We start from the raw sequence: 12,438 nt of genomic DNA, 5'->3' as shown, positions 1-12,438 counted from the left end.
GACATGGTCTTTTTTACGTATATTACCCATTACCGTATTAAATAAACAATTCTAACTCTGGAGAGAAAAATGCATCCTATCGTCATTATCGGATCAGGCATGGCGGGTTATACCTTAGCACGTGAGTTTCGTAAACTTAGCCCAGAGCAAGAACTTGTGATGATTTGTGCGGATGATGCAGTGAATTATGCAAAACCAACATTATCAAATGCATTTGCAGGTAAAAAAGCACCTGAACAGATTGCTTTAGGTGATGCTGCTAAAATGGGTACCCAACTCAATATGCGTATTGAGCCTTTCACTTTTGTAAAAGAAATTTTAGCTGAACGTCATGAGCTTGTTCTTGAGAAAGATGGGGTAACTTCGAATCAACCCTATTCAAAACTGATTTTAGCGGTTGGTGCTAACCCAATTCGTCTTGCAATTGCAGGCGATGGTAGCGATGACATTCATGTAGTGAACTCGCTGATTGATTACCGTGCTTTCCGTGAAAATCTAGCTCAACGTAAAGACAAACGTGTTGTTATTTTAGGTGCTGGCTTAATTGGTTGTGAATTCGCCAATGACTTACTTCACAGTGAATATGACATTACTGTCATTGATTTGGCACCTCAACCATTAGGTCGCTTATTACCAGGTCATATTGCTTCTGCATTCCAGCAAAATCTCGAAGAGGCTGGTGTTAAATTTGCGTTAGGTACAACCGTTGAAAAAGTCAGCAAAATTAATAATGGCGAAGATTATGCGATTACACTCGCAAACGGCCAAACTTTGGTAGCCGACATCGTTCTTTCAGCCATTGGTTTACAGCCAAATATTTCACTTGCTAAAAGTGCAGATATTCAAACAAGCCGTGGAATTATTACTAATAGTTTACTTGAAACAAATCAAGCCGATATTTATGCAATTGGCGATTGCGCCGAAGTAAATGGCACGCTACTTCCGTATGTAATGCCAATTATGCAGCAAGCTCGTGCTCTTGCAAAAACCCTCAGCGGACAACAAACTGCCGTGCACTACCCTGCTATGCCAGTTGCAGTAAAAACTCCTGCAGCTCCACTTACAGTGTTACCAGCTCCAGTGGATGTAGAAGTGAACTGGGAAACAGAAGAGTTCGACGATGGTATGCTTGCTAAAGCAATTGACAATGATGGAACATTGCGTGGTTTCGTATTGTTAGGTGCAACAGCAGGTAAACAACGCTTAACTTTAACAAAGCTTGTTCCAGATCTTATTCCAGCCCAAGCATAAGGTTTGAATCAGGAATACTCTTTTGTGAGTATTCCTTTAAGGAATGAATAACATGAATAGTGCCTTACAGTTTAACATTTCGCCGTACACATCTTTCATGCAAGAAACCAAGGTCAACTTAGGCAATGGTATTGAGCTACATGTAGAAGTAGGTGGAAAACCGGAACATCCAACCATTTTGCTGATTATGGGTCTTGGCGCTCAAATGCTTTTCTGGCCGGATTTCTTCTGTAAATCACTCATTGATCAAGGTTTTCGTGTTATTCGTTTTGATAACCGTGATATTGGCCTTTCTTCAAAAGTACGTCATGAAGGTAAACGGTTAAATACGGTTAAATTGATGGGTCGCTTTGCGCTCGGACTAAGTAATCAAGGTGCCCCTTATACTCTGCATGATATGGCAGATGATGTATCAATGCTTATTGACCGCTTAGGCGTGACTAAAACACATGTCATTGGTGCATCAATGGGCGGGATGATCGCTCAAATTCTTGCAGCAAAATATCCTGAAAAGGTTGAGAAATTGGGGCTCATGTTTACAAGTAATAATCAGCCTTTTTTACCCCCTCCTTTTCCGAAACAGCTTTTGAGTTTAATTGGCAAACCTGAGTCACGTGACGAAGATGGTATTGTTAATCACAGTTTAAAATTATTTCAATTGATTGGTTCACCTGGTTACGTCAACCAGATTGAAGCAATGCAAACTGCACGCAAACTTTATCAACGTAGCTATTATCCTGCTGGTGTACTTCAACAGTTTTTAGCAATATTATGTACAGGCTCCTTACTTCAACTGGACCGTGAAATTAAGCAACCTGCGTTAGTCCTGCATGGCTCTCGTGATCGCTTACTTCCACCTAGTCATGGTAAGGCTGTAGCAAAAGCAATTTCCGGTGCTAAGTTTGAATTAATTGATGGAATGGGGCATGATATCCCTGCACATTTTATTCCTCAGCTTAGCGGTTTATTTGCGCATCATTTTAAATCATCATACTAGGACACTATGGCTGCATTACCCTCACTAAGACAGCTATCATATTTAGTTACGTTGTCGGAAACTTTGCATTTTACTGAAGCAGCACGCCGCTCTTTTGTCACGCAATCGACGTTATCAGGCGGCATCATGGAGCTTGAACGATTATTAGGTGGCGTTCTGGTAGAGCGTGACCGTCAGAATGTGCGTTTAACACCATTGGGTGAACAAGTTGTTGCTCGTGCCCGTGTATTACTAGCAGATGCTCAAGATTTAATGCGATTGAGCCGTGAAATGAGTGAACCGTTAACAGGTGATTTGCATTTGGGAGTTATCCCAACCATTGCACCTTTTATCCTGACACGGTTACTTGATGAAGTGCATCAGCAGTTACCTAAAATTCAGTTGCATCTGCATGAAGCTCAAAGTGAAAAAATTGTAGAGCGTCTAGAACACGGTAATCTAGACATGATTGTTCTTGCTCTACCGTTTGATACTAGAGGCCTAAAAGTCGCTGAAATCTCGAAAGAAAATTTGTACCTTGTATGTAGTAAGCAAGATACAAATGCTTTGCAAGCAAACTCACTAGATGATCTTGATTTATCGAGATTAATTTTGCTTGAAGAAGGCCACTGTTTACGTGACCACGTTTTAAGTGCATGCCCTATCGGTGAACGTAAAAACGACAACCGTTTAAAAGCAAGCTCTTTACCAACTTTAGTTGAAATGGTTTCTTCTGATTTAGGTTTTACGCTTTTACCAGAAATTGCAATTGAAAATAGTATGATTAAGTTTAATGATCAAATTACTGCAAAACCAATTGAAGATGCCCCGAGTCGCACTTTAGCGCTAGTCACTCGTAAAAGTACGCCGCTACAAAGTGAATTCGACGTGTTACTGCAAATTATGCAGAAAATCACGACAAACCTACATGAATAAAAAAAGGAGTCTTCGGACTCCTTTTTATTTTATTGAGGTGTAAGAGATGCCCACTTAAACACCCAAGCAGATTGCATATTCAAACTATTATCAGAAATAATTTTTTCTCTAATAATCTGTGCTATAGCATAGTCGTTGGCTGGATCTATCATAACTCGTACCCCTTTAGTGGTTGAGCTGGTTACGACCTTATAGCCCTTTGCTTCAAGCTGTGACTGAATCCTATTTGCTTTATTTTGATTAGAAGCTAGCGCAACTTGTACCATCCATTTTTTTTCACCATTTTCTAAAATTTCTTTAGCGATCGCAGCATCAAGTTGTTTTTTATTTTCAGAATTTTTCTTTTCTTCTACTTTTTTTGTGTGAACTTCCTCATTTTTCTTTTGCGTTAAAAACTCATCTTGCTTTTGTTTTCTTTTTTGGATGATTATTGTTTTATTCCTTACCTCACTCTTTTTAGTTTTATCACTGGAAACGGGTGCAAAATAAGGATATATCGCTTGATCATCAAACCTTTGAAATACGATGATATCCCCATAACACTTCTGATCTGCGTAGGCCGCCACTGGCATTATCCCCAAAAGTATTCTAATAAGTAAATTTCTAATAAAGCATTGCATCTTATTCATTTACCGAAGTTAAGTATATTTAATGCGGCGTATTAAAGTAGATTTCACATGATTTGTATATTTTTAAAATTCAATGTTTTATGGGGAAAATCACATATTTTAAAAACATCTTGCTGTGCTTCAAATTATTATCGTTTACCCAACAACCATTTAGAAAAACTAATTAAAATATTTTGAATTTCAGGGAATTAAAAAAGCCGACATTTTGTCGGCTTTTTTAATTCAATTTAAAACTTATTACTTAATCATTTCTAATAGCGTTCTTTGAGCATTATGCAATTTTTCACCCTCTGCTGGCTCAGCACGCACCCAAGTACCATCTGACTGTAACAACCAAGCTTGCTGGTTATCTTGCAAATAGTTCACTAGGCCTTGTTGATAAATACGTTTTTTCAATGCAGGATCTTCCACAGGGAAACATGCTTCAACACGGTTAAATAAATTACGATCCATCCAGTCTGCGCTTGAGCAGTAAATACGTGCATCACCATTATTGCTGAAGTAATAAACACGGGTATGTTCAAGGAAGCGCCCTACAATTGAACGTACACGAATATTTTCTGATAAGTTAGGCAAACCTGGACGTAAACAGCAAATAGAACGAATAATCAAATCAATCTGAACACCCGCTTGAGATGCTTCATATAATTTATTGATCAATTGAACTTCCGTTAAGGCATTCACTTTCACAATAATTTGAGCTTTACGTCCTGCCTTAGCATTGGCAATTTCTTCATCAATAAAGTTGATGAGCTGAGCATGTAAGGTAAATGGTGCATGTAATAGCTTTTTCAATTTCGCCATTTTGCCCATACCAGTCAACTCTTGGAAGATACGATGCACGTCTTCACAGAGATCTTTATCGGTCGTCATGAGACCATAATCGGTATAAATTCGAGCATTCATTGCATGGTAGTTACCAGTGCCTAAATGAACGTAACGCACAAGTTTGTTATTTTCACGGCGCACCACCATAATCATTTTGGCGTGAGTTTTATAACCAACAATACCGTAAACAACGACAGCCCCCGCTTCTTGTAAAACGTTAGCTACTTCAATATTTGATTCTTCATCAAAGCGGGCACGCAATTCAATAACTGCGGTCACTTCTTTTCCATTACGCGCTGCTTCCGCCAAAATCTGTACAATTTCAGAGTCAGCACCACTACGGTAAAGCGTCTGCTTAATTGCCAATACTTGTGGATCGCGAGCAGCTTCACGAAGTAGCTGAATCACGGGAGCGAAAGATTCAAACGGATGATGAAGCAGAATGTCTTGCTTCTGCATTGCAGAGAAAATACTCTCGGTCTTTTTAAACACTTTAGGCACAACCGGCGTATGTGAGTCATAACGCAAATGAGGGCGTTTAAAATTTGAAACCAGACGAGCTAAGTTTACAGGTCCATCAACTTTATATAATTGCTCATCGGTTAAATCAAATTCTTCTAATAAGTACTCATAAATATGCTGTGGACAATTATGAGTCACTTCTAAGCGAACCGCACGACCAAAACGTCGAGAACTTAATTCACCTTTTAAAGCTTTTGCTAAATCTTCAACATCTTCATTTAATGCCAAGTCAGCATTACGTGTAACACGGAATTGATAACATCCAGTTGCGGTCATTCCAGGGAATAAATCGGACACATGCTCGTGGATAATTGCAGATAGCATGACATGATGTTCTTTACCACCTGTTAACTCATCTGGCAGGCGGACAACGCGAGGTAATGAACGTGGGGCTGGAACCACGGCTAAATCAATTTGACGGCCAAAAGCATCTTTACCTTCTAAGGTAATAATAAAGTTTAAGCTCTTATTAACGAGACGTGGGAACGGATGCGCTGGATCTAAGCTAATTGGGGTTAATACAGGTGCAACTTGTTCTTGAAAATACTTCTTAATCCAAGCTGACTGTGCTGGCGTTAGTTCACCACGACGGAGGAAGCAAATATCTTCTTCACGTAACTTAGGTAAGATTTCTTCATTTAAAATACGATATTGACGTTCAATCGCAGCATGAGCAGTTTCAGAGATTTTTTGTAAGACTTGTCTTGGCGTCAAACCATCAGGGCTACGACTCTCATTGCCCAGAGAAAATTGCTCCATCACCCCCGCAACACGAATTTCGAAAAACTCGTCTAGATTACGAGAAAAAATGAGCAAGAAATTCATTCGCTCAAGTAATGGATGTAAAGGGTCTACCGCTTGCTCCAATACACGCAAATGGAAGTCAAGAATAGACAATTCACGATTTATATAACGGTCATTATAACTATATTCTGTTGGGGTCGTTGGTGTAATCGCTGTATTCATGTCTAACTCAATTCTCTATCCAGCCAAAATCTCTATAAAACAGTATGCTGCAAAAATATGACAATTTGGTAAAAACTAAAAAATTTACACATCTTTAAAACATCATTATTCAGGAATCTGGGTGCTATTCATATAACGTAGAATAACGCGTTTTCTATATTGTAGTTTACGATCGTTGCGGTGATCTTGATAATATTTCGGATCAGGCAATAATGCGGCCAAAAAAGCAGCTTGTTCGCGCGTTAAGCTTCTCGCACTTTTACCATAATAATATTGCGCGGCTGCTTCTACACCATATCGATTCTTGCCAAATTCAACAGAGTTCATATATACCTCAAGAATTCGGCGTTTTGACCACATCCGCTCCATCATCCAAGTTGCGATAGTTTCTTGGCCTTTTCGAATAAACGAACGCTTATTGTATAAAAACAAGTTCTTTGCCAGTTGTTGAGACACAGTAGAACCACCCGCAACAACCTCTCCTTCTTCATTATTCCGCTCTAGAGCAAAACGAATGCCATCCCAGTCAAAACCATGGTGATGAATAAATTTTGCATCTTCCCCAGCTAAAATCGCATGCTTGAAATTGTCGCTAATATCATCATAGTCAAGCCATTCATGAATGATCGGCTCTGAGGTATCTGACCAATAATCAATTCGCATAAACATGGTGGTATCAACTTCATGTGTACGCCACCAAACTAAACTTGAGAAAATCCAAAGCTGAATAAGGAGAATTGCCCCTATAAAAATTAACAACACGCGAACAATAAAAGCTTTCATGTTCGTCCTGATCTCCTGTATTCAACTTTTTTCATGTTAAGCTGTTAAGCATGTTCATATATAACAAAAGCATAGCATGACTCAATATCAGCCTCCGCACATTAATCGTAAACTCAATGTACAAACTTGGTGGCTGACCGCCTTATTGATCTTGATTAATGTAGGTTTGTTTGTCTGGCAAATTGCAACTGGCGTCGATATTAGCGACCCAGCCATGAAAGATGCTATTCATTGGGGTGCTGATTTTACACCACTTACTTTTTCTGGGCAGCCTGAACGCTTATTTACCAGCATGTTTTTTCATTTTGGTCTTGTGCACCTCATGCTTAACATGTGGGCCCTCTATATTTTCGGTAATGTCGCAGAGTCTCTATTTGGTCGCTTCTATTTTATAGGCATGTATTTACTCGCAGGTTTATTCGGTAGCCTTCTCAGTAGCTATATGACTATTCAAAATGGGCATGAATTACTGCAAAATTTTGATCAGAGCTTACTTCCACATGTCAGTGCAGGTGCTTCGGGTGCCGTGATGGGATTAGGTGCTGCGTTAACAGTACTTTCTCTATTTCCCCCGCTGCCGCATCAAGCCTACATACTCGATAAAAAAGCTTTATTAATGGTTATGGCCATCAACCTTATTTTTGGTTTTGTCGCAACTGGTATTAATAATGCCGCGCATATTGGCGGCATGATTATTGGAGCATTCCTTGCACTAATGTGGTACTTAAGCTATGTCAGCAAGTTAAAAGCTATACTTAAAATTTTCGGCCTATTAGGCGCAGTAATTATTACAGGTGGTTTTTATATGTACTGTGTACAAATCAATTCACCGTTACTTCCACTATGGCATGAAATCATCATCCAGAACCCTGATATTATTCCTTAAACTACAATTGGTTTAATTCTCTTAAACTTTGTAAAGGTGGTAAATTACAGAGATAGCCTAGTCTATAACGACCAATCAAGGCACAAACCAGCATCATGCCAAGAGGTAAAATCAGCCAGATTTCAATATGCCACTGAATTGCCATATTCATTTTATAGCTTGCGATCGCACTAATCACTTCTGCAAAACAGCAGGCAACTATGCCTGCTAACAAACCTAAAAACCCAATCTCAAAACTGAGTATTTGCTTCATTTTATTTTTAGATAGACCAAATGAGCGTAGCAGAGCCACTTCACGGCGCCGCTCATCCATTAATAAATTTAGACATGCAATCAGTACCAATATTCCAGAAAAACCGACTAATGCCGCTAGAACAGTTACTATTTTGACCAAAACATTCATTAAACGTTTTACTTCATCTAAAATCCGGTCAACATCAATAAATACTGTATTTGAGAACTGCTGAATAATAGTGATCATTTTAGGTTGATCTTGCTTAGGCACATAGAAACTACCTAAATAACTTCCAGCATTTTCGTCTAAGGTTTTAGGTGAAAAAATAAAGAAAAAGTTAGGGCTAAAGCTTTCCCACTTGACACTCCGGAAATTTACCACTTTGGCCTGTAAGTTGCCTTCGGGCAAACTAAAAGTAAGCTTATCTCCAATTTGGATTCCTAAACTTTCGGCAGTTTTACTTTCGACTGAAACTTGCCCAATGCCATTAAACTGGGCTTGACCATTTGTAATTGCGTTGTCATTCGGTAATTGATTTGATTGTGTTAAATTCAATTCACGGCGCAAAGAGTTATTTTGTTTTATGGCTTGTTCCGAAAAAGGTACATCATTCTTTGCTACTAGTCGGCCACGAATATTTGGATATAACGGCGTGCTTTGCCAGCCATTCTGCTTTAATTGTTGCTCAAATGCTTTTAAATCAAATGGAGGTAATCCGTAAACAAATTGATTCGGTGTCCCTTCTGGAAGTTGTTGCTGCCAACGCTCTAATAAATCTGTTCTTAATACACTGAGTACCGTAATGAGGCTTAAGCCTAAAGCCAATGCGGTAATTTGTAAGGCGCTTTGTGATGGCGAACGAATATAAAAAGACAATCGATTTTTCAGCTTTTTTAAGCTACGAAGCAATAGCCAAACAACGGTGTAAAGCAAAATACAAAGAACAATAATTGCCGCTAAAACCAGAATGCTGAGTATTAAGTTTTCACTCAACACCAAACTAAAAACAACTAGGCTAGTGATTCCTGCAAAAAACATGAAGAATAAAGATTTGCGAGATTTGGCTTGCTCCCGAATAACACGAATTGGAGGTGTATTTAAAAGCTCCCAAATGCTTGGCAAAATAAAACCAAGCAGCACAATCACGCTGGTAAAAATCGCAATTGGTAAAGGCCCGATTAAAAGAGGTACAACCGAAAAATTTAACTCTAATTGAGGGATCAATTGCAGCATAAGTTGCAGCAGACCAAACCCCATGATTAAACCTAATAGGCTTCCCAGCACAATTGAAATCGCACTTACAATACAAAGCAATCCAATATATGCCCACAAGATTTGGAACTTACCGGCTCCTAAGCATCTGATCAGCGCAATGTGATCTTGGTTTTGTTGAACATATCTTTGACTCGTTAAAGCGATGGCAATACCACACAATAAAATCGTTAAAATATTGGCCAATTGCAAAAAGGTATCTAAATTTTCAAGCGGACGTAATAACCTACTGTTCGATTCACTTGCATCACGTAAACGCAAGCCAGCCGCTTCATCTACATCTTTAGAAGGTTGATGCTGTTGCTTAAATTGCTTTGAAAATGACTGAACCTGTTCAGGGCTACCTGCCATTAATAAACGATAGTCAATTCTGCTCCCTGTCTGAATCGCATGAGTCTTAGCAATATCGGCTTGATGAATAATAACGGTTGGCGAAAAGCCCGAAAAACCGAGCTCCTGATTTGAATCACGCACAATCACGCCACTAAAACGGAAGGTACCATCAGCAATAGAAACAGTATCTCCTAGCTTTACTTTAAGTAAATCGGCTGCTCTTTGACTTAGCCAAACTTCACCAGATTGAATCGCTTTAGTACTTGGTTCAATTTCCAACTGTCCTCTGAGTGGAAATAAAGGCTCAATTGCCTTTACATTCACCATGACAAACTGATCTTGGGTATGAGCCATCGAGCTAAATATAGTGACATTAGTTTGCTTTAAACTAAGCTGCTCAGCTTTCTTTTTCCACTGCTGTTCGATAGGCTCGTTATTCGACAGAACTAAATCAGCACCCAGCATTTGTGAAGCTTGCAGACTGACTGCATTTTTAACTTGGTCGTTACTAAATTTCAGGGCTGTCGTTGCGCTAATCGCAAGCGATAAAGCAATAATGAGTAGATATAATCCACCCGTACGAAAACTCTGTAGCAAAATTGGTTTGAGAAGATTACGCATAGTTTAACCACCCTGTACTGTCTTTAGTCGGCCATCATCTAACTCAACATGACGCTGACATAGGGTTGCTAAATTATGATCGTGGGTGACTAAAATCAGAGTCGTACCTAACTCTCGGTTTAAATCAAAGAGTAAGCTTTCAATTTCTTGTGCTGTCTGACCATCTAGGTTTCCAGTCGGTTCATCCGCAAAAATAATTTGTGGTTCTGCAATGAGAGCGCGTGCAATGGCTACACGCTGCTGCTCGCCACCAGATAAGACTTTAGGCGTTTGTTCAACTTGACGACTGAGCCCTACTCGATGCAACCAATCTAAAGCTTTTTTCTCAGCTGTTTTATAATCAAAGTCTTTACGTAATCGTAAAGGTAACATCACATTTTCAAGCGCACTCAACTGAGGCAGAAGTTGAAAAGACTGAAATACAAAACCAATATGCTGCATTCTGATTTGGGCACGTTGTTCCTCTGTTAACTGATGAACAGCTTGACCACACAACCAGACTTCTCCTTCAGACGGTTGATCTAAAGTCGCCAAAATTCCTAGTAAGGTTGATTTACCTGAGCCGGAACGTCCCGTAATTGCTACCTGTTCCCCTTCAAAAATCTCTAAATCAATATCTTTTAAAATCGTAAACTGATTTTGGTTAATCTGAATAGTTTGTGTAACTTGATGGGCAGCAATGATGGGTTGTGGCATGATGTGAAAAGTCCTATGTATTCAGAATCAGGGTCGAAGTACAAATGTCTAAATCTTTTTTGATTGGTTCTAAAAGCATCATGCTCATCTCATTAAGTATGCTGCCTATGCTTGTATCGGCGAAAACTATTTTAATTTTAGGAGATAGCATTAGTGCCGGTTACGGAATTGATCCCAAACAAGGTTGGGTACAATTACTGCAAAAACGTTTAGATCAACAGTATCCCAAACAACACAAAGTGGTCAATGCAAGTGTTAGTGGAGAAACAACAAGCGGCGCTTTAGCCCGATTACCTAAGTTATTACAGACTTATAAGCCCAATGTGGTCGTGATTGAATTAGGCGGGAATGATGGCTTGCGTGGTCAACCACCTCAAATGATTCAAAAAAATCTGGATCAGCTCATTCAATTAAGCCAAAAACAAAAAGCCAAAGTTATTCTTTTTGGTATGAAGATTCCGCCAAATTATGGGGCTGCATATAGCAAAGCTTTTGAAAATAATTATAAAGTTGTAAGCCAAAAATATCAGGTGAAACTACTACCGTTTTTTCTAGATGGTGTTGCTGGTCAAAAACAGCTTATGCAAAATGATTTGATTCATCCCAATGCTCAAGCGCAGTCAAAACTACTTAATTTAGCTTACCCATATATAAAAGGTGCCCTATAGGCACCTTTTATCTTTAAATATTCTTTTTTAATATGATCAGAAATCAAAAAAAGTAACTTCACCAGTTTCGAGTGAATATTCTGCACCAACAACAATTAATTCACCTTTTGCAATCAGGCTCTCTAACACCGCTGAACCATGGCGTAATTGATTTACCGAAGCAAAAACGTTTGAACGCACCGCATGACATGATAATTTTTTCAAATCATTTTTTAAGTCAGTCTGCATTAAAATTTCAACTGATGGACGAACGCGGTTCACAATCGACATTAGGTTAGATGATGGCGGGTGATCAGGATTCATTAACGTATCAATTGTTGCTTGAATCGCACCACAATGGCTGTGTCCTAATACAACTACAACTGGGCAGTCATAACGCTCTGCTGCGAACTCAACACTACCGACTTGTGAAGGTGCAACCACATTACCAGCTACACGGATTACGAATAAGTCACCAAGACCTTGGTCAAATACCATCTCTGCTGGAACACGAGAATCTGAGCAGCCAAGTACAATTGCAAACGGATTTTGATCCTTTGCCATTTCAGCGCGTTCTTGATGAGATAAGGTTTTTGCAAGGGAAGTATTTCCATTTACAAATCGTTGATTACCGGCTTTCAGACGATCTAAAACTTCTTGCGCAGTAGGCATTTTATATTTCCATTGTTTTTTCAAGGTTGGAAATCATTTTAATGTGTCAAAATTTGAATGTCACTGACAAAAAATAAATCCTTTTCTATGAAAAAATTTAAAAATACTTAACCTGCTTTAATGTAGAGCTCACTGCATATTCGCTACTGTTTAGTGAAAAAATAGACATACTTTGGTTCTCGGAT

General features: G+C 39.0%; 12 protein-coding genes. 6 read left to right on the top strand and 6 right to left on the bottom strand.

Translation table 11 applies throughout. The features are described 5' to 3' along the window. The first annotated feature begins 69 nt into the window (after positions 1 to 69). The 3 genes from rubB to oxyR are packed head-to-tail and all read left to right on the top strand — an operon-like array spanning position 70 to position 3,163. Positions 70 to 1,251, top strand: coding sequence for a rubredoxin reductase RubB (gene rubB, locus ACTJJH_RS10275; protein WP_057068522.1), 1,182 nt, complete (start codon positions 70 to 72; stop codon positions 1,249 to 1,251). A gap of 52 nt (positions 1,252 to 1,303) precedes the next feature. After that, positions 1,304 to 2,248 carry an esterase EstB gene (gene estB / locus ACTJJH_RS10270; RefSeq protein ID WP_002117541.1) on the top strand — a complete coding sequence of 315 codons (945 nt, stop codon included), beginning with the start codon at positions 1,304 to 1,306 and terminating at the stop codon, positions 2,246 to 2,248. 6 nt (positions 2,249 to 2,254) lie between these two features. Next, positions 2,255 to 3,163: a LysR family transcriptional regulator OxyR gene (oxyR, locus tag ACTJJH_RS10265; protein WP_002117503.1), complete on the top strand. Its 909-nt coding sequence runs from the start codon at positions 2,255 to 2,257 to the stop codon at positions 3,161 to 3,163. A 29-nt stretch (positions 3,164 to 3,192) separates the two neighbouring features. On the opposite strand, the gene ACTJJH_RS10260 is transcribed toward oxyR, so the two are convergent. Next, on the bottom strand, positions 3,193 to 3,783 hold the full coding sequence (locus tag ACTJJH_RS10260; protein WP_440601117.1) for an SPOR domain-containing protein: 591 nt from the start codon (positions 3,781 to 3,783) through the stop codon (positions 3,193 to 3,195). A 57-nt stretch (positions 3,784 to 3,840) separates the two neighbouring features. Here ACTJJH_RS10260 and ACTJJH_RS10255 point away from each other — a divergent pair, with 57 nt between their 5' ends. Beyond that, positions 3,841 to 3,969, top strand: coding sequence for a hypothetical protein (locus ACTJJH_RS10255; RefSeq protein WP_081405220.1), 129 nt, complete (start codon positions 3,841 to 3,843; stop codon positions 3,967 to 3,969). 60 nt (positions 3,970 to 4,029) lie between these two features. Here ACTJJH_RS10255 and ppk1 read toward each other — a convergent pair whose 3' ends face one another. Together ppk1 and mtgA are read right to left on the bottom strand one after the other, a co-directional pair. After that, a complete protein-coding gene (gene ppk1 / locus ACTJJH_RS10250) occupies positions 4,030 to 6,108 on the bottom strand; it encodes a polyphosphate kinase 1 (RefSeq protein WP_032037223.1) in 2,079 nt (692 codons plus the stop codon). A gap of 105 nt (positions 6,109 to 6,213) precedes the next feature. Further along, a complete protein-coding gene (mtgA, locus tag ACTJJH_RS10245) occupies positions 6,214 to 6,891 on the bottom strand; it encodes a monofunctional biosynthetic peptidoglycan transglycosylase (RefSeq protein ID WP_002117784.1) in 678 nt (225 codons plus the stop codon). Between the two features lie 76 nt (positions 6,892 to 6,967). Here mtgA and ACTJJH_RS10240 point away from each other — a divergent pair, with 76 nt between their 5' ends. After that, positions 6,968 to 7,777, top strand: coding sequence for a rhomboid family intramembrane serine protease (locus tag ACTJJH_RS10240; RefSeq protein WP_440601098.1), 810 nt, complete (start codon positions 6,968 to 6,970; stop codon positions 7,775 to 7,777). A 1-nt stretch (position 7,778) separates the two neighbouring features. Here the strand turns inward: ACTJJH_RS10240 and ACTJJH_RS10235 are convergent, their stop codons facing one another. Next, entirely contained in the window at positions 7,779 to 10,238 is a 2,460-nt protein-coding gene (locus ACTJJH_RS10235; protein ID WP_440601097.1) for an ABC transporter permease, read from the bottom strand. A 3-nt stretch (positions 10,239 to 10,241) separates the two neighbouring features. After that, complete coding sequence (locus ACTJJH_RS10230; RefSeq protein ID WP_440601096.1) at positions 10,242 to 10,934, bottom strand: ABC transporter ATP-binding protein; 693 nt, start codon at positions 10,932 to 10,934, stop codon at positions 10,242 to 10,244. Between the two features lie 44 nt (positions 10,935 to 10,978). On the opposite strand from ACTJJH_RS10230, the gene ACTJJH_RS10225 reads away from it, so the two are divergent. Then, a complete protein-coding gene (locus ACTJJH_RS10225) occupies positions 10,979 to 11,602 on the top strand; it encodes an arylesterase (protein ID WP_005129345.1) in 624 nt (207 codons plus the stop codon). A 36-nt stretch (positions 11,603 to 11,638) separates the two neighbouring features. Here ACTJJH_RS10225 and ACTJJH_RS10220 read toward each other — a convergent pair whose 3' ends face one another. Beyond that, positions 11,639 to 12,253 carry a carbonic anhydrase gene (locus ACTJJH_RS10220; protein WP_002117769.1) on the bottom strand — a complete coding sequence of 205 codons (615 nt, stop codon included), beginning with the start codon at positions 12,251 to 12,253 and terminating at the stop codon, positions 11,639 to 11,641. Between the last annotated feature and the right edge of the window lie 185 nt (positions 12,254 to 12,438).

This window comes from Acinetobacter sp. 22301, assembly GCF_052045285.1.
In the GTDB taxonomy this organism is placed as follows: domain Bacteria; phylum Pseudomonadota; class Gammaproteobacteria; order Pseudomonadales; family Moraxellaceae; genus Acinetobacter; species Acinetobacter pittii.
This window is presented reverse-complemented; position numbering and strand designations above follow the sequence as displayed.

Excerpts from the sequence above, each read along its gene's own strand:
- ppk1 (WP_032037223.1), bottom strand. The coding sequence starts at position 6,108 with ATGAATACAGCGATTACACCAACGACCCCAACAGAATATAGTTATAAT.
- ACTJJH_RS10230 (WP_440601096.1), bottom strand. The coding sequence starts at position 10,934 with ATGCCACAACCCATCATTGCTGCCCATCAAGTTACACAAACTATTCAG.
- estB (WP_002117541.1), top strand. The coding sequence starts at position 1,304 with ATGAATAGTGCCTTACAGTTTAACATTTCGCCGTACACATCTTTCATG.
- ACTJJH_RS10225 (WP_005129345.1), top strand. The coding sequence starts at position 10,979 with ATGTCTAAATCTTTTTTGATTGGTTCTAAAAGCATCATGCTCATCTCA.
- mtgA (WP_002117784.1), bottom strand. The coding sequence starts at position 6,891 with ATGAAAGCTTTTATTGTTCGCGTGTTGTTAATTTTTATAGGGGCAATT.
- ACTJJH_RS10260 (WP_440601117.1), bottom strand. The coding sequence starts at position 3,783 with ATGCAATGCTTTATTAGAAATTTACTTATTAGAATACTTTTGGGGATA.
- ACTJJH_RS10255 (WP_081405220.1), top strand. The coding sequence starts at position 3,841 with ATGATTTGTATATTTTTAAAATTCAATGTTTTATGGGGAAAATCACAT.
- ACTJJH_RS10220 (WP_002117769.1), bottom strand. The coding sequence starts at position 12,253 with ATGCCTACTGCGCAAGAAGTTTTAGATCGTCTGAAAGCCGGTAATCAA.
- rubB (WP_057068522.1), top strand. The coding sequence starts at position 70 with ATGCATCCTATCGTCATTATCGGATCAGGCATGGCGGGTTATACCTTA.
- oxyR (WP_002117503.1), top strand. The coding sequence starts at position 2,255 with ATGGCTGCATTACCCTCACTAAGACAGCTATCATATTTAGTTACGTTG.
- ACTJJH_RS10240 (WP_440601098.1), top strand. The coding sequence starts at position 6,968 with ATGACTCAATATCAGCCTCCGCACATTAATCGTAAACTCAATGTACAA.
- ACTJJH_RS10235 (WP_440601097.1), bottom strand. The coding sequence starts at position 10,238 with ATGCGTAATCTTCTCAAACCAATTTTGCTACAGAGTTTTCGTACGGGT.